Here is a 20,808-nt window from a genome sequence, read left to right as displayed (position 1 = left end):
GGTTCACTGGAACAGCCTTAACTGAAGGGTAGACACGTGGAACTGACGGTGGTCATGCCCTGCCTCAACGAGGCGGAGACCGTGGAAGTCTGTGTACGCAAAGCACTGGCGTGCATGGCGGAGCACGGCATCGAGGGCGAAGTGCTGATCGCCGACAACGGCAGCACGGACGGCTCACAACAGCTCGCCCGCGAGGCCGGTGCCCGCGTGGTCCACGTCGACGAGAAGGGCTATGGCAACGCCCTCATGGGCGGGATCAGGGCGGCGCGCGGCAAATACGTCATCATGGGCGATGCCGACGACTCCTATGACTTCACCTCGCTGCTGCCGTTCGTCGAGCAGCTACGCGACGGCGCCGACCTGGTGATGGGAAACCGCTTCAAGGGCGGCATCGCACCAGGCGCCATGCCTCCGCTGCACCGCTACCTCGGCAACCCGGTGCTGTCGTTCGTCGGCCGGCTGTTCTTCCCTTCGAAGATCGGCGACTTCCACTGCGGGCTGCGCGGCTTCCGGCGCGACTCGATCCTGCGGCTGCAGCTGCAGACGGGCGGCATGGAGTTCGCCTCCGAGATGGTGGTGCGCTCCACGCTGTCGGGGCTCGACGTGCGCGAGGTCCCCACGACGCTCTCGCCCGACGGCCGCTCCCGCCCGCCGCACCTGCGCTCCTGGCGCGACGGCTGGCGCCACCTGCGTTTCCTGCTCCTCTACAGCCCGAAGTGGCTGTTCTTCTACCCCGGCGTCCTGATGATGATCCTCGGCCTGGTGGCCGGGACGGCGCTGACGTTCGGGCCGGTGGAGATCGGCGAGCTCGCCTTCGACGTCGACACCCTGGTCGGGTCGTCGGCGCTGGTGGTGATCGGCTTCCAGGCGGCGCTGTTCGCGGTGTTCACGAAGGTGTACGCGGCCGAGGAGGGCTTCCTGCCGGAGTCGCCGCGCATCCGCAAGCTGATCGACGTCGTGAGCCTGGAGAAGGGGCTCGTGGTCGGTGGGCTGCTGGCGCTGGCCGGTCTGGTCGGCCTGGTGATGTCGCTGGTGCACTGGCAGGTGCGCAGCTTCGGTGAGCTGGACCCGCGGGAGTCGCTGCGTATCGTGGTGCCCTCCGCCACCGCGCTGATCATGAGCTTCCAGACGATCTTCGCCTCGCTGTTCGTCAGCATCCTGGGCATCCGGCGCACCCGGGAGAGCTCCATCGACGTCGCCGCCAAGGCCGCGGAGGAGGCCGCGGAAGCGGTCTCCCTCGAGAAGTCCAAGCGCTGATCCTCCTACCCCCATCGACCGTTGCGGCGCCCACCGAGTGGGCGCCGTTTTCGTTGCGCCGCAGGCCCGCAGGAGAGCGGCGTGCCGTGTGGGGGAAGTGGGTTCGAGGCGGGATGGGAGACCCGTAGGCTTAGGATTATGTCCCAGCACATCTTGACCGCCGTCGCGTGGCCGTACGCTAACGGCCCCCGCCACATCGGGCACGTCTCCGGGTTCGGCGTGCCGTCCGACGTCTTCAGCCGCTACCAGCGGATGGCGGGTAACAAGGTGCTGATGGTGTCAGGCACCGACGAGCACGGCACGCCCATCCAGGTGCAGGCCGACAAGGAGGGCGTGAGCGCCAGGGAGCTGGCCGACCGCTACAACCGCGTCATCGCCGAGGACCTCACCGGGCTCGGGCTCTCCTACGACCTGTTCACCAGGACCACGACGAAAAACCACTACGCCGTCACCCAGGCCATCTTCAAGGGCCTCTACGACAACGGCTATATCTTCCCCAGGACCACGATGGGGGCGATCTCGCCGTCGACCGGTCGCACGCTGCCCGACCGCTACATCGAGGGCACCTGCCCCATCTGCGGCTACGACGGCGCGCGCGGCGACCAGTGCGACAACTGCGGCAACCAGCTCGACCCGATCCAGCTGATCAACCCCAAGAGCCGCATCAACGGCGAGACGCCCACGTTCGTCGAGACCGAGCACTTCATGCTCGACCTGCCCGCCTTCGCCGGGGTGCTCGGCACCTACCTGCAGTCCAAGCAGGGCGAGTGGCGGCCCAACGTGCTGAAGTTCGCCCTCAACCTGCTCGGCGACCTGCAGCCGCGCGCGATCAGCCGCGACCTCGACTGGGGCGTGCCGATCCCGCTCGACGGCTGGCGCGACCAGCCCAACAAGCGGCTGTACGTCTGGTTCGACGCGGTGATCGGCTACCTGTCGGCCTCCATCGAGTGGGCCAGGCGCTCGGGCGACCCCGACGCGTGGCGCGAGTGGTGGCAAAACCCTGACGCCCGCGGCTACTACTTCATGGGCAAGGACAACATCGTCTTCCACGCCGAGATCTGGCCGGCGATGCTGTTCGGCTACAGCGGGCAGGGCGCCCGCGACGGCTCGCCGGGCCCGCTCGGGGCGCTCAACGTGCCGTCCGAGGTGGTCTCGAGCGAGTTCCTGACCATGGAGGGCAAGAAGTTCTCCTCGTCGCGGCAAGTAGTTATTTACGTACGAGATTTCCTGGCGCGTTACGACGCGGACGCGCTGCGCTACTACATCGCGGTGGCAGGCCCGGAAAATCAGGACACCGACTTCACCTGGCAGGAGTTCGTCAACCGCAATAACGGCGAGTTGGTGGCAGCCTGGGGCAATCTGGTCAACCGGTCGATCTCGATGGCGGCGAAGAACTTCGGGGTCGTGCCCGAGCCGGGCGACCTGACCGACGCCGACCGGGCGCTGCTGGAGCGCTCGCGCAACGCGTTCGCCCCGGTGGGCGCGGAGCTGAGCAGGTCGCGCTTCAAGAACGCGATCACCGAGGCGTTCGACGTGGTCCGCGAGGCCAACAAATACCTGGCCGAGCAGGAGCCGTGGAAGCTCAAGGAGGACCCGGAGCGGCAGAAGTCGATCCTGCACGTCGCGCTCCAGGTCGTCGACGACGCCAAGACGATGCTCACGCCGTTCCTGCCCGGCTCGTCCAACAAGGTCTTCGCCATGCTCGGCGGCGAGGGCGTGTGGTCGGGCATGCCGGAGATGCGCGAGGTCGACGAGGACGGCGGCACCGCATACCCGGTGATCACCGGCGACTACAACGGGGCGGCCCGCTGGGAGCACCGGCCGATCAAGCCGGGCACGCCGCTCGCGCCGCCCGTGCCGCTGTTCAAGAAGCTCGACCCGAAGGTCGTGGACGAGGAGCTGGCCCGGCTGGGCCAGTGAGACGGGACCGGCCGCGACTGGCCCGGCTGGGCGAGTGACCGGGTGCGGCGGCTACCTTGGATGCCGTGACCAAGCTTCCCGCCGCGCCTGAGCCGCTCTCCGCCCCTGTGTTCGACAGCCACTGCCACCTCGACATCATGGTCGGCAACAGGCAGGCGTCGTCCGGCGACCCGGTGGCGCAGGCCGCGCAGGCGGCGGAGGCCAGCGTGCGCGGCATCCTCGAGGACGCCAGGGCGGTCGGCGTGACGCGGCTGGTCACGATCGGCTACGACCTGAAGTCGTCCAGGTGGAACGCCGAGGTGGCGGCCGAGCAGGAGGGCGTGTACGCCGGGGTGGCCATCCACCCGAACGAGGCTCACGAGGCCACCCCGGAGGTCCTGGCCGAGATCGAGCGGCTGGCGCGGCAGCCCGGCGTGCGCGCGGTGGGGGAGACGGGGCTCGACTACTACCGCGACTGGGCGAGCAAGGAGGACCAGCACGCGAGCTTCCGCGCGCACATCGAGATCGCCAAGCGCACCGGCAAGGCCCTGGTCATCCACGACCGCGACGCGCACGACGACGTGTTCAAGGTGCTGAGTGACGAGGGCGCGCCGGACAAGGTCGTCTTTCACAGCTTCTCGGGCGACGCCGAAATGGCGAAAAAGTGCGCCGAAGCTGGATATTTCATGTCCTTCTCCGGTCCTGTCACGTACAAGAACGCCGGATACCTCCGCGAGGCCGCCCACACCGCGCCCCAGGAGCTCATGCTGGTCGAGACCGACGCCCCCTACCTGCCGCCGGTGCCGCACCGGGGCAAACCCAACGCCCCCTACCTCATCCCGCTCACCCTGCGCTGCCTGGCGGAGGTCAAAGGGATCCATCCGGATCGGTTGTGTGAGGCGATCAGCGTCAACGGAGTCACAGTCTTCGGCGAGTGGTGACCATCTTTTGGTGAACCCGTGGATGCCGAGAGTAACGCGCCACTAACGTTCGGGCGGTCCTGACCGTACCGGAGGTGGTTCGTGCGAGGAAAAAGGCGTGCGCCGCGTCCGCCGATCCCCTGGCGTTCACCGTGGACGCCGGTCGTGTGCCTGGCGGGCGCCGCGGCACTCGGGGCACTCGTGGCGGTGTCGTTCCTGGTCAAAGAGGTCGTCGTGATCGTCGACGGCCGGCCGATGGAGATCCGCGCGTACGCGGGGACCGTGCGGGAGGTGCTCGCCGAGGCCGGTGTCTCGGTGGGGTACGGCGACGTCGTACGCCCGGGCGCGCAGGAGGACGTCACCGACGGGTCCACCATCGAGGTACGCCACGCGCGCCCCATCACCCTGACCCTGGACGGCCGCACCAGCAGGCGCCTGGTCACCGCCACGAACGTCGGCGACGCCCTGGCAGAGCTCGACCTCACCCCGGCGGCGGGCAGGGTGTCCGCGCCACCGGACGACGCGGTGCCGCTTTCGGGGATGCGGCTCACCTTCTACACCCGGCGCAAGGTGTACGTGGTCGCGGGCACCACCCGGATCACCTCGCGCACCACTGCCAGGACCGTACGCGAGGTGCTCAGGCAGAACCGGGTCCCGCTGCGCCGCGACTACCTGGTGACGCCGCCGCTCGACAGCTTCCCCAAGGACGGAACGGTCATCACGGTCGCGCCACCGCACACCATCCCGATCCGGCCGGACGTCATGGCACTCGACTGGCCGGCGCTGGCCCAGTGCATGGCCAACGGCGACCCCCGGGCGTACAACCCGGACGGGCCCTACTACGGGATGTACCAGTTCAGCCTGCCCGTGTGGCAGGCCGTGGGCGGCATGGGGCTGCCCAGCGACTGGCCGGTGGAGGAGCAGACGTACCGGGCACAGGTCCTCTACCAGCAGATGGGCGACCGATGGCAGAGCCAGTGGCCGACCTGCGGCGACCGCCTGCTCGGCTGACGGCGCAGGCTTTGCTCGGCCGACAGTGCAGTTCGGCTGACATTGCAGGCTTTCAGCCGGACACCGACGCGCCGAAGTCGGCGCCCTTGGTGGGCTGGACCGGCTGCAGGGTGTCGGCGTTGCGCCCGGCCACCGAGACGTTCCCGTACGGCCGCGCATCCGGCTGCCCCACGAAGAGCTTGTTGCCGCTGAAGGCCACCGACCAGCCGAACAGCCCGTCACCGGCAGGCAGCCGCCTGTCCTCGGCGGTGTTCTTCCAGGAGATCACGCGGACGCCGCCCCCGTAGGGCGCGCCGATGGCCAGCCTGCCGTCCCCCGAGGCGGCCAGCGAGAACCCGAAAGCCTGCTTGCCCGCCTCCGTCAGCCTTCTCGTGCGCTTCCGGCCAGTGTCGAGCAGCTCCACGTACCCGGGCCCCGGCGCACTCACCGCGTACCCGTAGCCCTCGGCGTACGCCACCGCGTAGCCGTACCGGTCTCCGGAGGCGTCGGTCGACGAATCCAGCTTCAACGTCGAGAGCCTGGGCGCCAGCACGTCCTCGATGAAGACGACGGAGCCCGAGTCGACCTTGCCGGCCTCCACCTGGCGGCCCGCGCCGTCATTGTTCTCGTACGGGACGCCGACGACCAGCTCATTCCTCGCCCCGAAGGCCATGGACCAGCCGAACTGGTCGCCGACCTCGCTGTTGCCCCGCACGTCGTCGGACTCCTGGCCGATCCTGCGCAACCCGCCCGGGCCCTTGCGTACATAGACGGCGCCCACGTCCAGCAGCTGGGCCTCGTCCTCGTACGGCGCGCTGATCGCCACCAGGTCGCCGCGCGCGGCCAGCGACCAGCCGAAGTGCGCGAACCGCTGCGGCTGGGACGCGGTCAGGCGCTGCGGCGGCGCGACGCCGCCGCCGAAGACGACGTACGCCGCCCCGGCGTCCTCGGCGCCGTCCACGTCCGCGTACGGCGCGCCGATCACCAGGTCGGCGCAGGCGTCGGCGTTGACCTTGGCCAGCCGTACGGACCAGCCGAAGGCGTCGCCTCTGGCCAGGTTCGGGACGGTGACGGGGACGACCTTGTCGCCGGAGAGCACGTTCACCGAGCCCTTCTGGTCGTCGGCGAACGGGTCGCCCACGGCCACGTCGTCCACGCCGTCGCCGTCGAAGTCGGCGGCTCCGGCGCAGGCCACCGCCGTGGCCGTGGCCGTGTCCGTGGACGTCAGGGGTGCTCCGGTGGCCAGCATGAGTGCGATCAACGCAGATCGGATCATCATCACAGCCCGACCTCGATCTGCTTGCCGTTCTCGAGCATGGTCGCCGTCATCTTCACGGGTTTGCGGTACATGGCCAGGTCGAACACGAACGCGCTGTCCACCCGGCCGCCCGGCAGGATGGCCGGGGGCAGCGTGACGGCCGCCGGGTCGTGCTCGCCGCCCCGGTCGTCGATCATGGTGACGACGGGCTGGATCAGCTGCCTGCGCTCGCCGCCCGGGTTGATCATCGTCCAGCGGATCACGCAGAGCTGGCCCTGGGTCGCGGTCTTGCCCTCGTACTCCTTCAGCCCGCACTCCGGCGCCGACGCGACGATCGCGATGGGGTCGTCGAAGTTTGCGCCCAGCGCGAAGCGGCGGCCCACGTCGTTGGGCGCCGCGGTGGCGGCCGCCTGGGAGGGGGTGCCGGGGGTCGTGGTGACGGTCGTGTTGCGGCCGGAGGTGACGATCAGGACGGCCGTCGTCACGACGATGGCCAGCACGGCCGCCGCCGCGGCGATGAGCCACCGCGTGCCCTTTGTCCTCGAACCGCCGAGAGTGTCGGGCTCGTCACCCGGCAGGGCCGCCGTGCTGCTCTCTCCTGGCAGCGCCGCCGCGCGACTCTCGCCCGGCAGCGCCGTCGTGTGGCCCTGGCCCGACGGTGCCGTCGTGTGGCGCTGGCCTGGCAGAGCCACCGTGCGGCCCTGGCCCGGCCGGGTCTTCTCGGCGCCGGGGAGGCTGGCCTGCCGCAGCTGCGCCTCCTGGCCGCGCGACCGGGCCTCCTCCTCCTTCTTCCTCGCCAGAGCCTCCGACTGGGCCTGCTCCTGCTGCCGAGCCTGCGCCTCCCAGCGCGCGAACTCCTCCTTGGCCGCCTCCTCCTCTCTCCGTGCCAGCTCCTCGAGCGACGCCTGACTCTGCTGAGGGGGCGGCGTGCCTGCCGTACCGGCTTGCCCGCCGAACGCGCCCGGCGGTCCAGCCGGAGCGCCCGGAACGGCGGGCGCCCTGCCGGTGGTGTCACTCGGTGGGGGAGTCGTGAACGTGGCCGTGATGTCCGGCTCGTCCACGACGTTCTGCGGTGGCCGCCAGTCGTTGAGCATCTCGGTCGCGACCAAGGTGGGCGGATCGGCGGCCCGTGCCGGCGTGCTGCCTCCCACCAGGGCGATCAGCAGATCCTGTGCCGTCGGTCGCAGGGCCGGGTCCATCGAGGTGGCCCGCCGTACCAGCTCGTTGAGGGGCGCGGGCAGCGCGCCCAGCTCGGGCGGGGTGTTCAGCACGCGCGTGGCCAGCGTGATGGGGTCGCCGCGCCCGAACGGATGCCGCCCGTTGCCCGCGTACGCCACCAGGCAGCCCCAGGCGAAGATGTCCGCCGCCGGGGTGACGACCTCACCGCGTACCTGCTCCGGAGCCCACCATCCAGGACTCCCTAACAGTTCGCCGGAAAGCGTGAATCCGGTCTCCCTGTCGAGCGCCCTGGCGATGCCGAAGTCGATCACCCTGGGTCCTGACAGCGAGAGGATCACGTTCGCCGGTTTCAGGTCTCTGTGCACCAGCCCGGCGACGTGGATGGCCGCCAGCGCGGCTGCGACGCCCAGCGCGACGCCGTGCAGTGCCCCCGGCTCCAGCGCCCCGTATTTCGCGATCTGATCGGAGAGGGGGGCGCCCGCGATGTACTCGGTCACCATGTACGGGCGCCCGTCCCCGGTGTTGCCGTTGTCCAGCACCTGGGCCGTGCAGAAGGACGCCACCCGGCGGGCGTTCTCGACCTCCGCGTGGAACCTGGCCGCGAACCCCTCCTGGTTGGCGAACTCCGCCTTGACGACCTTGAGCGCGACAAATCGCCCCGTCGGCGCACGAGCGAGGAAGACGGTCCCCATACCGCCCTCGCCGAGCCGGCCCAGCAGCCGGTACGGCCCGATTTCCCGCAAGTCCGTCGGGCGGAGCGGCGCGGCGCCCGTTGGCTCCATGAGGGACGTCCCTTCCTGTTCCACGCCATCCTCTCCTTTGGTCTCCCCAAGCGCCATCGATGGTTCTTCGATGCGAGAGACTGATTGGATGATGAGGCTGTTGGGCCCAGCAGAAATACGTATTTTGGCGGACAAGCTAGATCTTCGTCCGACAAAAAAGCTCGGCCAGAACTTTGTGATCGACGCAGGGACCGTCCGGCGCATCGTCCGCGTGGCCGATCTGTCGGAGAACGACGTGGTCATCGAGGTCGGGCCGGGTCTCGGCTCGCTCACGCTCGCGCTCCTGCCGTCGGCCGCGCACGTGGTGGCCGTCGAGATCGACCCCGTGCTCGCCCGCCAGCTCCCCATCACCGTCGCCGAGCGCGGGGCGTCCGAGAGGCTCACGGTCGTGAACGCGGACGCCATGAAGATCACGCTCGACGACCTGTCCGGTTTCACCCCCACGGCCCTGGTCGCCAACCTCCCCTACAACGTGGCCGTCCCGGTGGTGCTCCACCTCCTGGAGGTCCTGCCGTCGCTGCGCAAGGGCCTGGTCATGGTCCAGTCGGAGGTGGCCGACCGCCTCGCCGCCGGCCCCGGTTCGAAGGTGTACGGGGTGCCGTCGGTCAAGGCCGCCTGGTATGCGGACGTTCGCCGGGCGGGCCCGGTTGGCCGTACCGTCTTCTGGCCCGTCCCCAACGTCGATTCCGGCCTCGTCTCGTTGGCACGACGGGAGCCGCCCGCCACGACGGCCTCGCGCGAGGAGGTGTTCGCGGTGGTGGACGCCGCCTTCGCGCAGCGGAGGAAGACCCTGCGCGCGGCCCTTTCCTCGTGGGCGGGCAGCGCGGCACAGGCGGAGCAGGCGCTCCGCGCGGCCGGAGTGGACCCGTCCGCCCGGGGCGAGCAACTGGACATCCACGCCTTCGCCCGCATCGCCGAGTCCAGGCCGTGACCGTCGAGGCGGGAGGGGCCGGCTCGATCCTGAGCTGAGCCTTTCCACCGGTTCTCCACAACCTCGCGGTCCTGTCCTCCGTCCATCCACAGAACCACGTTCGGCCTCAAACCGCCCCGCTCCGGCACGTGATCCTGGCCTCCCATCCCCAACAGGAGGCCAAAATGATCAAGCTAAGGGCGGCCATCGCCGGAGCGCTCGTCGCAGCCCTCGCCCTGTCCGCGCACCCTGCTCGAGCAGCCTCCCTCCCGCCGGATCCATGCTCACGAGCGCTCCCCGGACCGGGCCCGGGCGACCTCTGCATCCGACAACCTTGGCGGCCGCTGACGCCCCCGAAGCAGAGCAGGCGCACTCGCGGCGAGATCGCCGCCGCCGCGGCCCTCGCCCAGCTGGGCGTGCCGTTCTCCTGGGGCGGAGGCTCAGCGGGCGGCCCCACCTTCGGCATAGGCAGGGGAGCGAGAACGCGAGGCTTCGACTGCAGCGGCCTGACCCTGTACGCCTGGGCCCGGGCGGGCGTGGCCCTCGGCCACTACACGGGCGCACAGTTCCGCCAGGGTCGCCGCGTTCCGCTCAGCGCGCGCCGCACAGGCGACCTGCTCTTCTTCGGCGGCGGCACAGGCGACCCCACCCACGTGGCGCTGTATCTAGGGGGTGGACTGATGATCCACGCCCCAAAGACCGGCGACGTCGTGAAGACGACCGACTTCCTCGGCTCGCCCTACTACCGTGCCGTCTTCCGCGGCATGACACGCCCCGGCTGAGCCGCTCACCGCCCTCGCCACCGCCGGCACACCGGCGCAGGGTGCGCTCGCTCCTCGCCGCATGCGTGCACGCCATGCGCTCGTTCCTCGTCGCGCGGGTGCACGCCGTGCGGTCGTTCGATCACGCGCTCTCGGTCCGCGTCGCAATCCTGCGATCACCTGTCGCCATACTGCGATCATGTGTCGCCATCCTGCGATCACGTCGTCATGGGCCGCCCGCGGGCGTCTGCACCGGGGCGCGCCCACGTTCGGAGGGCAGGGGGCATTCCCAGCAACCCAGATCACTCTTTGTCGCCTATGACGTTCAGGGCAAAGGCGCATTAACTTGACTCTGCGTGTTGCAGAGTCGGTGGTTCTGGAGGTCATATTGCGAGAACCGCATGTCAGGGCTCCGGGCCCCGATAGCATCTAGTGTCCTTGACCCCGGCAAGTGATGAGAGTGGCACAAGATCGATGAGTTCGGTGACCGTACGTGTGCCTGCGAAGGTCAACGTACAGCTTTCTGTCGGCCCGCTCAGGGAAGACGGCTACCACGACCTGGTGAACGTCTTCCACGCGGTATCGATCTTCGACGAGGTGGTGGCGAAGGAGTCCGAGTCGATCACCGTGGTGGTGAACGGCAAGTGGTCCGACCAGGTGCCGACCGATGACAGCAACCTGGCGATCCGGGCCGCCCGAGCGCTCGCCAAACACGCGGGCCGCACTTACGGCGCCGACCTGATCATCCAGAAGGACATCCCTGTGGCGGGCGGCATGGCGGGCGGCAGCGCCGACGCCGCCGGGGCGCTGGTGGCCTGCAACGAGCTGTGGGGGCTGGGGCTGCCGTTCGAGGACCTCATGGAGATCGCGGGCGATCTCGGCAGCGACGTGCCGTTCTCCCTGCTCGGGGGCACGGCGGTCGGCACCGGCCGGGGTGAGCAGCTGAGCGAGCTGCCCACTGGGGGCACATTCCACTGGGTGTTCGCACTGGCGGACGGCGGCCTCTCCACGGCCAGCGTCTACGCCGAATGCGACCGCCTCAGAGCGGCCTCAGGCGCCGAGGTCCCCTGGCCCCAGCTGGACGACTCCCTGATGGAGGCGCTGGGCACAGGTGACGCATACTCCCTCGGCGCCCACCTGAGCAACGACCTCCAGGCGGCCTCGCTCAGCCTGAGACCGGAGCTCGGCCCCACCCTGGAGGCGGGCCGCCAGCACGGGGCATTGGGGGCGATCGTCTCGGGGTCGGGCCCGACGTGCGCCTTCCTGGCCATCGACGCGCTCCACGCCCGCGACCTGGCCCTCAGCCTGACCAGCACGGGAGCCGCCCACACCGCCGTAGCCGCCCACGGCCCGGTCCAGGGTGCAACGCTGGCCTGACCACGGCATCCGCCCACGGCGGGTCCAAGGCGCCGAGTGCGCAACTCGCCGTGCCCGGGGGGTGCCGAGGCGGAGGTGACGCGCGGGCTCACCGTATGCGTGCGGTGACGCCCCCAGCACCACCGACTTCGGCGCAGCGCCAACCTCGGCACCCCCGAGTTCGGTATGACCGACAACCTCGGCACCTCTGAGTTCGGCATACCGCCAACCTCGGCACCTCTGAGTTCGGCATACCGACTACTTCGGCACCTCTGAGTTCGGCACTACCGACAACTTCGGCGGGCGGGAGATGGATGGGGAGCCGATACCCTGAGGAGGTCATGAATCTGGTCAATCTTGAGTCGGTCTCCCATGCCTATGGGCCCAAGCCGCTCCTCACCGACGTATCCCTCGGCGTCGAGGCAGGCGAGCGCATCGGCGTCGTCGGGCGTAACGGAGGCGGGAAGACGACCCTCCTGTCCGTGATCGCGGGAGCGGTGCGGCCGGACAAGGGACGGGTCACGCATAACCGGAGCCTGCGCGTCGGATTCCTGTCGCAGCACGACGCGCTGGACCCGAGCGCCACCGTAGGGGAGATTGTCCTCGGCGGGCTGGCCGAGCACGAGTGGGCGGGGGACCAGCAGGTACGCGAGATCCTCGCCAACCTGGTCGGCGACCTCGACCTCGGCGCCAGGGCCGCCGACCTGTCGGGTGGGGAGCGCAGGCGTACGGCGCTGGCGCAGCTGCTCATCGACGACCATGACCTGATCATGTTGGACGAGCCCACGAACCACCTCGACATCGAGGCCATCGCCTGGCTCGCCGGCCATCTGGCGGGCAGGAAGAGCGCGCTGGTGGTCGTGACGCACGACCGGTGGTTTCTCGACGCCGTGTCCACCCGCACGTGGGAGGTCGTGGACGGGCGGGTCGAGCGCTACGAGGGGGGATATGCCGCTTACGTGCTCGCCAAGGCCGAGCGGGCGCGGATCGCGCAGGCCGCGGAAGAACGCCGGCAAAACCTCATGCGCAAGGAGATCGCCTGGCTGCGGCGCGGTCCGCCCGCCCGTACGTCCAAGCCGAAGTTCCGCATCGAGGCCGCCCAGGCGCTGATCGCGAACGAGCCCCCGGCGCGCGAGACCGTCGAGCTGATGCGGTTCGCCGCGGCCCGCCTCGGCAAGACCGTTTACGACCTCGAGGACGTCACGCTGCACGCCGGAGGGCCGGGCAACGGGCCGCTGGTGCTCGGGGATCTCACGTGGCAGTTCGGCCCGGGAGAGCGGATCGGGCTGATCGGGGTGAACGGCTCCGGCAAGTCGTCCGTGCTGCGCCTGCTCGCCGGCACGGTGACGCCCGACTCCGGGCGCGTGATCAGGGGCAAGACGGTACGCCTCGCGCACCTGTCCCAGGAGCTCGCCGAAGTCGACCCGACGCGACGGGTGCTGGAGTCGGTCGAGGAAGTACGAAAGTACCTCCAGGTCGGCAAGAGGGAGTGGACGGCCTCCCAGCTGCTTGAACGCCTCGGGTTCAGGGGCGAGGCGCAGTGGAAGGTCGTCGGCGACCTGTCGGGTGGCGAGCGCCGGCGGCTGCAGCTGCTCAGGCTGCTCATGGACGACCCGAACGTCCTGCTGCTCGACGAGCCCACCAACGACCTCGACATCGAGACCCTCAACGAGCTTGAGGACCTGCTGGACGGCTGGCCCGGCACGCTGATCCTGGTGAGCCACGACCGCTACTTCCTGGAGCGGGTGACCGATCGGTGCGTGGCGCTGCTGGGTGACGGCAAGCTCTCGCTGCTGCCCGGCGGGGTGGACGAATACCTCGAACGACGCGCCGCCGGCACGGCCGTGACCGCCCGCCTGAGCACTCCTGCCGGACCGCCTCCCGCACCGGATGTCGACGGCGCGGTATCCGGTGGTGCGGACCACTCCGGAGCCACGTCCGCGCCGGGCCAGCCTGGCGCCGGGCTGTCGGCCAAGGAGGAACGCGAGCTGCGCAAGGAGCTCAACCGCCTGGAACGCCAGCTAGACAAGCTGAGCGACCAGGAGTCCCGCCTCCACGCGGCCATGGCGGAAGCGGCCAGCGACTACGCCAAGCTCGGCTCCCTCGATGCCCAGCTACGCGAGATCTCCACCCAGAAGGACACGATCGAAGCCGAGTGGCTCGAACTCGCCGACCGCCTGGGTGACTGACGAAGGGCTGAGGGCCTCAAGACGCGTCGAAGGGGGCGAGGAGCGTGCGGAGGAGGGAGGAAAGGAGCCGCTGATCGTCGGCGCCCAGGCCGGAGAGCAGGTCGCGCTCGCGCCGCAGCAGGTCCGCGAAGGCGGCATCGACCCGGGCCTGGCCGGTGTCCGTGAGGGACACCAGCACGCCGCGGCGGTCCTCCGGATCCGGGCGGCGCCGCACCAGGCCGGCCTCCGCGAGCCGGTCGATGCGGTTGGTCATGGTCCCGGACGTGACGAGCGTGGCCCGCAGCAGGGCCCCGGGGCTGAGCTCGTACGGCTTGCCGGCCCGCCGCAGCGCCGTCAGCACGTCGAACTCCCACGGCTCCAAGTCGTGCTCGGCGAACGCCGCCCGCCTGGCCCGGTCGAGATGCTTGGCCAGTCGTGACACCCTAGAGAGCACCTGGAGCGGCTCGACGTCGAGGTCGGGACGCTCCGTGCGCCAAGCCGCGACGAGGCGGTCCACCTCGTCCCTAGCATCCTCCGTCATGACACAAGAGTGTACTGTCTTGACATCGAGATATCTCTCTCGATATCAATTATCTTCATGTCAAGAGATATCTGGGACCCGGTGACCTACGCGGTCTACGCGGACGAGCGGTCGCGGCCGTTCGTCGAGTTGGTCTCCAGGGTGGGGGCGGTCGATCCCGATTATGTCGTGGACGCGGGCTGCGGCAGTGGAGAACTCACCGTTGAGCTGGCTCGACGCTGGCCCCGCGCGACCGTCGAAGGTTTCGACTCCTCGCCCGCGATGATCACCAAGGCCCGCCAGTTGCAGTCGAGTGTCAGGTTCGCGGTGGCGGATGTGGCCACGTGGCGTCCCGACCGGCCGATGGACGTGATCGTCTCGAACGCCGTCCTGCAGTGGGTCCCCGAGCACCGCGCCGTGCTGGAGCACTGGGTCGAGGAACTGGCATCGGGCGGCTGGCTGGCGTTCCAGGTGCCCGGCAACTTCGACGCGCCCAGCCACGTGGCGATCCGCGAGTTGTGCGCCTCCCGCGTCTGGTCCGACAAGCTCAGCGACGTCGTCAGGGCGCATCCGGTCGACGACGCCATCGAGTACCTGGACCTGCTCAACCACGGCGGCTCCCAGGTGGACGCGTGGGAGACGACCTACATGCACCTGCTCCAGGGCGAGAGCCCGGTGCTCGACTGGGTCTCCGGCACCGCCCTGCGTCCCGTCTTCGACCGGCTCGCCCCTGACGAGCAGCGCCGGTTCAGGCAGGACCTCGGCAAGGCGCTCGCCGAGGCGTATCCGGCCAGGAGCTACGGCACGCCCTTCCCGTTCCGGAGAATCTTTGTGGTGGTGCAGAAGTGATCAGACAGATTCATCATGTCCAGCTCGCCGCGCCCAGGGGCAGTGAGCCCGAGCTGAGGCGCTTCTATGAGGGCGTGCTGGGGCTCCGGGAGGTGCCCAAGCCGCCGGAGCTGGCCAAGCGCGGCGGCGTGTGGTTCAGGGGCGAGGGGGTGGAGGTCCACCTCGGCATCGAGGACGACTTCAGGCCCGCGCGAAAGGCCCACCCCGCGTTCCTGGTGGACGACCTCGACGCCTACGCCTCCGGCGTGGAAATCGACGATCTGTTCCCCGGCTATCGGCGGATCTACGTCTCGGACCCCGTGGGCAACAGGATTGAGCTTCTGCAGGCCATGTGATGTTCACCTCCAAGTGGCATGATGTTCCGAAATCGGACTCTTGCGAGGTGTAGTGGGCATCGAGATCGAGGACAAGTTCGACGTTCCTCCCGATTACGCTATCCCGGATCTGAGCGGTCTGGCCGACGTCGTGGGCCCGAAGAGCTATCAGCTCGTGGCCCTCTACTACGACACCCTTGACCTTCGACTGGCCACCCGGGGCGTCACGCTCAGGCGGCGACGAGGCGGCTCCGATCCCGGCTGGCATCTGAAGCTGCCCAAGGCCAAGGGCGTGCGCCAGGAGATCACGCACCCGCTCACCCGCAGCACCAAGATCGTGCCACCCGAGCTGGCCGAACTCGTCCGCGCCTTCACCCGCGGCGCGGAGCTCCAGCCGGTCGCCGAGCTGGACACCCGCAGGAGCGTCACCGTCCTGCTTGACGGCGACACCGGACTGGTCGAGATCGCCGACGACCACGTCAAGGGCACGGTGTTCCAGGACGAGCCCAAGGTCGTGCGGTGGCGCGAGGTCGAGGCGGAGCTGCTCGCCGCGGATCGCCGGGCATTCCTCGCCAAGGTCGGCAAGCGTCTCAGGAAGGCCGGCGCGACGCCCTCCGCGTCCGCCAGCAAGCTCGTCAAACTGCTCGAACCCACCCCGCTCCCCAAGGCCCCCACCGAACCGGGCACGGCGGGTGAGACCGTCGTCGCCTACCTGGCCGGCCAGGTAGCCGCCCTCCTCTCCCAGGATCCCCGGGTACGCAGGGCCGAGGACGACGCCGTGCACCAGATGCGCGTGGCCGCACGCAGGCTGCGCAGCGCGCTCAAGGCGTTCAAGAGCATCGTGACCGACACCGGCCCGATCCAGGACGAGCTGCGCTGGCTCGGCACGGTGCTCGGCGAGGCCCGCGACCTCGAGGTGATCAGGGCCAGGTTCGGCAGGGAGCTGGCCGATCTGCAGCCCGAGCTGGTCACCGGGCCCATCCAGACCCGGCTCGGCGCGGATCTGTACAAACGCGAGCAAGAGGCGTACGTCCGCATCAAGGACACGCTCAGCAGCGACCGCTACTACACCCTGCTCAACGCACTCGACCAGCTCGTATCGGCCCCGCAGCTTGGCAAGGCGGCGGCCAAACCGGCCCAGGACAAGCTCTCCGCCGTTGCCGCGGCCAACTGGGCGAGGGTGACGAAGGCCTACGACACCGCTCAGGCCATCGAAGACCCGGAACGTCGCGAAATAGCCATGCACGACGTGCGCAAGGCCGCCAAACGCGCTCGTTACACCGCCGAAGCGCTCCAGCCCACCCTCGGTGCGAACATGGGCAAGCTGGCCAAGCTCGCCGAGGACATCCAGGAAGTCCTGGGTGCGCACCAGGACGGCGTCGTCGCGCAGGAGACGCTGGCGAAGGAGGCCGAGAACGCGCGCCAGGCAGGCGAGGACACGTTCACGTACGGGCTGCTCATCGGAATCGAGCGGAACACCGCCGAGCGGGCACATGCCGATTTCCCCAGAGTCTGGGCCAAGACCCTCAAGGCGGTTAAGAAGGTTCTATGAGGAACCTTCCCACCATTCCCTTCGAACGCGGCAGCCTGCTCGACGTCCCCGAGGCGTATCGGGACCTGCGGGTCGAAGAGGGCATCGCGAAGGTACGTACCCGGATGGGCGACGAGGTCTGGCTGGTCAGCGGCTACGAGGACGCGCGCAGCCTGTTCAACGACCCGAGGCTCGGCCGCTCGCATCCGGAGCCGGACAAGGCCGCGCGGCTGTCGGGCTCGGCGCTGCTCGGCGGCCCCCAGGGCGACGTGGCCACGGAGAAGGCCGAGCGTGACCGCATGCGCAAGCTGTTCATGCCGTCCTTCTCCGCGCGCAGGATGAAGGCGCTCAGGGACCACGTCGGTTCCCTGGTCGATGAGCGGCTCGACCACCTGGCCAAGCTGACGCCGCCGGTGGACCTGCACGCCGAGCTGTCGTTCCCGCTGCCCGTGCTGGTCATCTGCCGGCTCCTGGGCGTGCCGTACGAGGACAGGGAGTACTTCGGCGGCGTGTCGTCCCGCATGGGCGACATGCTGGACATGGAGCGCAGCCGGGCCGCTCGCGAGGAGCTGGGCGCGTACATGGCGGGCCTGATCGAGCGCAAGCGGCGCGAGCCGGGCGAGGACGTGCTGTCGGACCTGGCGAACGAGCTGGATGACGACGGGCGGATCGCCGAACTGGCCGGCGCGCTGCTGTTCGCCGGGCACGAGACCACGGTCAACCGCATCGACTTCGGCGTCCTGCTCCTGCTGGCCAACCCCGGCCAGCGCGATCTGCTCATAGCCGACCCGGCCCTTGCCCCTGGCGCGGTCGAGGAGATCCTGCGCATGGTGGTGACCAGCCTGCACGGCCTGCCCAGGTACGCCCACGAGGACATCGAGATCGGCGGCCGCACGATCCGCAAGGGCGAGGCGGTCGTGCTGCTGCCGGGGGTGGCCAACCGGGACGAGCGGGTCTATCCGGATCCGGATGTGTTCGACATCCGCCGTCCGCAAACCGACCCGCATCTGAGCTTCGGGTACGGCCCGCGCTTCTGCATCGGCGCCAGCCTGGCCAGGGTCGAGCTGGAGGCCGTCTTCAGCAGGTTGTTCCAGCGCTTCCCGGCCCTGCGGCTGGCTGTGCCCATGGAGGAGCTGCCGCGCAGCGAGGGGAGGATCGCGGACGGCTTCGCCCGGCTTCCGGTGACCTGGTGATCAGGCCGTGTAACGCTCGACGCTGACGACGTCCTCGCCCACCCTGTGCAGCACGGCGAACGCGCCCTTGCGCAGGTGCACGCCGTTGCCGCTCAACGCCTTGACCAGGCCGGGGAGCACCTTGCGGTGGCTGCACACGGCCGCGGGCACCGCGATCTCCCCGACCAGGGCGGCCGTCTTCTGCGGGTCGTAGCTCTCCTCGCTGAGCAGCGGCTCGAGCTTGATCTCCGCCCCGGTCTCGGCGCCGTACGGCTCCAGGGTCTGGACGGACCGGGCGCTGGGGGAGCTGATCAGCAGCTCGGGCCGGTAGGCGGGCAGCGCGGTGGCCAGGTTCGCCGCTTGGGCCCAGCCCTCGGCGTCGAGCGGGCGCAGCGCGTCGTCGCCCTGCCACTCGTTCCTGGCGCCGGCCGAGCCGTGCCGTACGAGCACGAGGGGCACGGTCTCGAGCGGCGCGGCCCGCAGCGCGCGCAGCAGCCCCACGTCCCATTCGTACGTCAGCAGCCGCCTGGCCTCCTCCACCGGCAACCAGCGCAGCTCGTCCACCTCGTCGCCGGGGGAGAACCCGTCGTCGCCGGCCGCCCGCGCCACCCAGTAGTCGACCCGCTTGAGCCGGCCGGTGCTGAGGTAGTGGACGGGCGGCAGCGCGCGGCCGAGCCGCACGGTCAGGCCGGTCTCCTCGCGTACCTCGCGCAGGGCGGCGGCGATCTCGTGCTCACCGGACTTCAGCTTGCCCTTGGGGAAGGTCCAGTCGTCGTAGTCCGGGCGGTGGATGACGGCAACCTCCGGGCGGCTCTCCTCGCCCCTCCAGACCACGGCTCCGGCGGCGCGGAGCAGGTCAGTCATCAACGGTCCTCCAGCGGCGCGTACCGATGAGATGGCTCTGCGGGTCCTCGCCCGGATGGCGGGCCCACGTGCCGTCGGAGTTCAGCCACCACGCGTTCGTGGTGTCGGCCATGGCCAGGTCCATCAGCTCGATGAGATAGGCCTTGTGCTGCGGCGAGGTCACCTTGACCAGGGCTTCGACGCGGCGATCGAGGTTCCTGCGCATCAGGTCGGCGCTGCCGATCCACAGCTCGGGCCGGCGGCCCAGGCCGAACTCGTACACCCGGGAGTGCTCAAGAAAGCGCCCCAAGACCGACCTTACGCGGATATTTTCGGACAAATCTGGAATTCCTGGGCGCAGGCTGCAGATGCCCCGCACCCACAGGTCCACCGGGACACCGGCCCTGGACGCCCGGTAGAGCGCGTCGATGATCGGCTCGTCCACCAGCGAGTTCGTCTTGATCCTGATCCGCGCGGGCCGCCCCGCCTGCGCGTGGGCGATCTCCCGCTCGATCCTGGCCAGCAGCCCGCTGCGCATGGAGTGGGGCGCGACCAGCAGCCGGCGGTAGGCGGAGTGGTTGGAGTAGCCGGTCAGGTGGATGAACAGGTCCGTCACATCCTCCCCGACCAGCGGGTCCGCCGTGAGCAGGCCGAAGTCCTCGTACTGCCTGGCGGTCTTGGGGTTGTAGTTGCCGGTGCCGATGTGGCAGTAGCGGCGCAGCTCGCCCGAGGGCTCCTGGCGGACCACGAGCGCGAGCTTGCAGTGGGTCTTCAGCCCGACCACGCCGTAGACGACGTGGCAGCCGGCCTTCTCCAGCTTGCGGGCCCAGGAGATGTTCGCGTGCTCGTCGAAGCGGGCCTTGATCTCCACGACCACCACGACCTGCTTGCCTGCCTCGGCCGCGTCGATCAGCGCGTCCACGATGGGGGACTCGCCGCTGGTGCGGTAGAGGGTCTGCTTGATCGCCAGCACCTTGGGGTCGGCCGCGGCCACCTCGATGAAGCGCTGCACGCTGGTGGCGAACGAGTCGTACGGGTGGTGCAGGAGCACGTCCCGCTCGCGCAGGATCGAGAAGAGGTCGTCCTCGGCGTTGATCACCTCGGCGGGCACGAACGGCCGGTAGCTCAGCTCGCCCCGCTCCAGGTCGGCGATGGCGTGCAGGCCCGACAGGTCGAGCGGGCCCTGCACGCGGTAGATCTCGTGTGGCGCCAGCTCCAGCTCCTCCACCAGCGGCGCCAGCACCTCCGGGGTGATCGTGTCCTCGACCTCCAGCCGCACCGGCGGGCCGAAGCGCCGCTTGAGCAGCTCCTTCTCGAGGGCCTGCATGAGGTTCTCGGTGACGTCCTCGTCCACGTCGAGATCCTCGTTCCTGGTGACGCGGAAGACGTGGTGCTGGAGGACCTCCATGCCCTTGAAGAGCTGTCCCAGATGCGCCGCGATGACATCCTCGAGCGGGACGAATCTGTTTTGGGAGACAGGTACGAATCGGGGCAGCTGCGACGGAACCTTGACCCTCGCGAAGACCGTGTGATCGGTCGCCGGATTACGCACCAGAACCGCAAGATTCAGGCTGAGCCCCGAAATATAGGGAAACGGATGCGCGGGGTCCACGGCCAGCGGCGTCAGCACCGGCCGGATGCGCTCCCTGAAGAGCTTGCGCAGCTCCGTGCGCTCCTCGCGCCCCAGATTGTCCCACCTGGCGATCTCGATGCCCTCAGCCGCGAGCTGCGGGCAGATCTGCTGGTGGAAGGTCGCCGCGTGCCGCCTGGCCAGCTCGTCCGCGATCGTGCCGATCCTGGCCAGCTCCTCGCGCGGCTTCAACCCGCTCTTGGTACGCAGCAGCAGGCCCGTGGCCATGCGCCGTTTCAGGCCCGCCACCCGTACGCGGAAGAACTCGTCGAGGTTGCTCGCGAAGATCGCCAGAAAACGCACCCGCTCCAGCAGCGGGATCGACGGATCCTCGGCCAGTTCGAGTACGCGCTCGTTGAACTGGAGCCAGCTCTCTTCGCGATTGAGAAAACGCTCCTGTGGGAGGGGAAGGTCGTTGGCGGGTTGGAACGGTTCCGCGGACATATGACCTATATTGCCCCGATTGGTT

At 69.5% G+C, this 20,808-nt stretch carries 17 protein-coding genes; 12 read left to right on the top strand and 5 right to left on the bottom strand.

What is annotated here, in order from left to right; genetic code table 11:
* Positions 1-36 precede the first annotated feature (36 nt).
* From ACIBVN_RS21105 to ACIBVN_RS21090, 4 genes are all read left to right on the top strand, one after another.
* Positions 37-1,257, top strand: a complete 1,221-nt coding sequence (locus tag ACIBVN_RS21105) for a glycosyltransferase family 2 protein (protein WP_397138743.1) — start codon at positions 37-39, stop codon at positions 1,255-1,257.
* Between the two features lie 138 nt (positions 1,258-1,395).
* Positions 1,396-3,177, top strand: a complete 1,782-nt coding sequence (metG, locus tag ACIBVN_RS21100; RefSeq protein WP_397138741.1) for a methionine--tRNA ligase — start codon at positions 1,396-1,398, stop codon at positions 3,175-3,177.
* Positions 3,178-3,242: 65 nt separating this feature from the next.
* On the top strand, positions 3,243-4,097 hold the full coding sequence (locus tag ACIBVN_RS21095; protein ID WP_397138739.1) for a TatD family hydrolase: 855 nt from the start codon (positions 3,243-3,245) through the stop codon (positions 4,095-4,097).
* 81 nt (positions 4,098-4,178) lie between these two features.
* On the top strand, positions 4,179-5,087 hold the full coding sequence (locus ACIBVN_RS21090; protein ID WP_397138737.1) for a ubiquitin-like domain-containing protein: 909 nt from the start codon (positions 4,179-4,181) through the stop codon (positions 5,085-5,087).
* Between the two features lie 52 nt (positions 5,088-5,139).
* Here ACIBVN_RS21090 and ACIBVN_RS21085 read toward each other — a convergent pair whose 3' ends face one another.
* Together ACIBVN_RS21085 and ACIBVN_RS21080 are read right to left on the bottom strand one after the other, a co-directional pair.
* Positions 5,140-6,345, bottom strand: a complete 1,206-nt coding sequence (locus ACIBVN_RS21085; RefSeq protein WP_397138735.1) for a hypothetical protein — start codon at positions 6,343-6,345, stop codon at positions 5,140-5,142.
* The gene (locus ACIBVN_RS21080) at positions 6,345-8,309 is read right to left on the bottom strand and encodes a serine/threonine-protein kinase (RefSeq protein WP_397138733.1); all 1,965 of its coding nucleotides are present in this window, start codon (positions 8,307-8,309) and stop codon (positions 6,345-6,347) included. The genes ACIBVN_RS21085 and ACIBVN_RS21080 overlap by 1 nt, the downstream gene beginning before the upstream one ends.
* A gap of 67 nt (positions 8,310-8,376) precedes the next feature.
* Between ACIBVN_RS21080 and rsmA the strand changes: the two genes are divergently transcribed.
* The 4 genes from rsmA to ACIBVN_RS21060 all read left to right on the top strand — a co-directional run bounded on the left by rsmA (position 8,377) and on the right by ACIBVN_RS21060 (position 13,501).
* Positions 8,377-9,216 (top strand): 16S rRNA (adenine(1518)-N(6)/adenine(1519)-N(6))-dimethyltransferase RsmA, encoded by an 840-nt coding sequence (gene rsmA / locus ACIBVN_RS21075; RefSeq protein ID WP_397138922.1) that lies wholly within the window; start codon positions 8,377-8,379, stop codon positions 9,214-9,216.
* Positions 9,217-9,380: 164 nt separating this feature from the next.
* Complete coding sequence (locus ACIBVN_RS21070; RefSeq protein ID WP_397138731.1) at positions 9,381-9,977, top strand: NlpC/P60 family protein; 597 nt, start codon at positions 9,381-9,383, stop codon at positions 9,975-9,977.
* Between the two features lie 453 nt (positions 9,978-10,430).
* Positions 10,431-11,333 carry a 4-(cytidine 5'-diphospho)-2-C-methyl-D-erythritol kinase gene (locus ACIBVN_RS21065; RefSeq protein ID WP_397138729.1) on the top strand — a complete coding sequence of 301 codons (903 nt, stop codon included), beginning with the start codon at positions 10,431-10,433 and terminating at the stop codon, positions 11,331-11,333.
* A gap of 320 nt (positions 11,334-11,653) precedes the next feature.
* Positions 11,654-13,501, top strand: a complete 1,848-nt coding sequence (locus tag ACIBVN_RS21060) for an ABC-F family ATP-binding cassette domain-containing protein (RefSeq protein WP_397138727.1) — start codon at positions 11,654-11,656, stop codon at positions 13,499-13,501.
* Between the two features lie 16 nt (positions 13,502-13,517).
* Here ACIBVN_RS21060 and ACIBVN_RS21055 read toward each other — a convergent pair whose 3' ends face one another.
* Positions 13,518-14,021, bottom strand: coding sequence for a MarR family winged helix-turn-helix transcriptional regulator (locus ACIBVN_RS21055; RefSeq protein WP_397138725.1), 504 nt, complete (start codon positions 14,019-14,021; stop codon positions 13,518-13,520).
* Positions 14,022-14,078: 57 nt separating this feature from the next.
* On the opposite strand from ACIBVN_RS21055, the gene ACIBVN_RS21050 reads away from it, so the two are divergent.
* Genes ACIBVN_RS21050 through ACIBVN_RS21035 form a run of 4 tightly spaced genes read left to right on the top strand, consistent with a single transcriptional unit; the run spans position 14,079 to position 17,887 of the window.
* Complete coding sequence (locus ACIBVN_RS21050) at positions 14,079-14,849, top strand: trans-aconitate 2-methyltransferase (protein WP_397138723.1); 771 nt, start codon at positions 14,079-14,081, stop codon at positions 14,847-14,849.
* Positions 14,846-15,184, top strand: a complete 339-nt coding sequence (locus tag ACIBVN_RS21045; protein ID WP_397138721.1) for a glyoxalase — start codon at positions 14,846-14,848, stop codon at positions 15,182-15,184. The genes ACIBVN_RS21050 and ACIBVN_RS21045 overlap by 4 nt, the downstream gene beginning before the upstream one ends.
* Positions 15,185-15,224: 40 nt before the next feature.
* Positions 15,225-16,715, top strand: coding sequence for a CHAD domain-containing protein (locus tag ACIBVN_RS21040; RefSeq protein ID WP_397138719.1), 1,491 nt, complete (start codon positions 15,225-15,227; stop codon positions 16,713-16,715).
* Entirely contained in the window at positions 16,712-17,887 is a 1,176-nt protein-coding gene (locus ACIBVN_RS21035) for a cytochrome P450 (RefSeq protein ID WP_397138717.1), read from the top strand. Before ACIBVN_RS21040 ends, ACIBVN_RS21035 begins: the two co-directional genes overlap by 4 nt.
* On the opposite strand, the gene ACIBVN_RS21030 is transcribed toward ACIBVN_RS21035, so the two are convergent.
* Together ACIBVN_RS21030 and ACIBVN_RS21025 are read right to left on the bottom strand one after the other, a co-directional pair.
* Entirely contained in the window at positions 17,888-18,730 is an 843-nt protein-coding gene (locus tag ACIBVN_RS21030; RefSeq protein ID WP_397138715.1) for an NUDIX domain-containing protein, read from the bottom strand. It lies immediately after the preceding gene.
* On the bottom strand, positions 18,723-20,783 hold the full coding sequence (locus ACIBVN_RS21025; protein ID WP_397138713.1) for an RNA degradosome polyphosphate kinase: 2,061 nt from the start codon (positions 20,781-20,783) through the stop codon (positions 18,723-18,725). The genes ACIBVN_RS21030 and ACIBVN_RS21025 overlap by 8 nt, the downstream gene beginning before the upstream one ends.
* Positions 20,784-20,808 lie beyond the last annotated feature (25 nt).

The sequence above is a fragment of the Nonomuraea sp. NPDC049400 genome (genome assembly GCF_044466425.1).
GTDB lineage: Bacteria > Actinomycetota > Actinomycetes > Streptosporangiales > Streptosporangiaceae > Nonomuraea.
Note: the sequence above shows the minus strand (reverse complement) of the source record. Positions and strands in the feature narration are given on the sequence as shown.

What these genes read in the sequence shown, in the direction of transcription:
- metG (WP_397138741.1), top strand. Translation starts at nt 1,396, where the DNA reads ATGTCCCAGCACATCTTGACCGCCGTCGCGTGGCCGTACGCTAACGGC.
- ACIBVN_RS21085 (WP_397138735.1), bottom strand. Translation starts at nt 6,345, where the DNA reads ATGATGATCCGATCTGCGTTGATCGCACTCATGCTGGCCACCGGAGCA.
- rsmA (WP_397138922.1), top strand. Translation starts at nt 8,377, where the DNA reads ATGAGGCTGTTGGGCCCAGCAGAAATACGTATTTTGGCGGACAAGCTA.
- ACIBVN_RS21070 (WP_397138731.1), top strand. Translation starts at nt 9,381, where the DNA reads ATGATCAAGCTAAGGGCGGCCATCGCCGGAGCGCTCGTCGCAGCCCTC.
- ACIBVN_RS21065 (WP_397138729.1), top strand. Translation starts at nt 10,431, where the DNA reads ATGAGTTCGGTGACCGTACGTGTGCCTGCGAAGGTCAACGTACAGCTT.
- ACIBVN_RS21060 (WP_397138727.1), top strand. Translation starts at nt 11,654, where the DNA reads ATGAATCTGGTCAATCTTGAGTCGGTCTCCCATGCCTATGGGCCCAAG.
- ACIBVN_RS21055 (WP_397138725.1), bottom strand. Translation starts at nt 14,021, where the DNA reads ATGACGGAGGATGCTAGGGACGAGGTGGACCGCCTCGTCGCGGCTTGG.
- ACIBVN_RS21050 (WP_397138723.1), top strand. Translation starts at nt 14,079, where the DNA reads ATGTCAAGAGATATCTGGGACCCGGTGACCTACGCGGTCTACGCGGAC.
- ACIBVN_RS21035 (WP_397138717.1), top strand. Translation starts at nt 16,712, where the DNA reads ATGAGGAACCTTCCCACCATTCCCTTCGAACGCGGCAGCCTGCTCGAC.
- ACIBVN_RS21030 (WP_397138715.1), bottom strand. Translation starts at nt 18,730, where the DNA reads ATGACTGACCTGCTCCGCGCCGCCGGAGCCGTGGTCTGGAGGGGCGAG.
- ACIBVN_RS21025 (WP_397138713.1), bottom strand. Translation starts at nt 20,783, where the DNA reads ATGTCCGCGGAACCGTTCCAACCCGCCAACGACCTTCCCCTCCCACAG.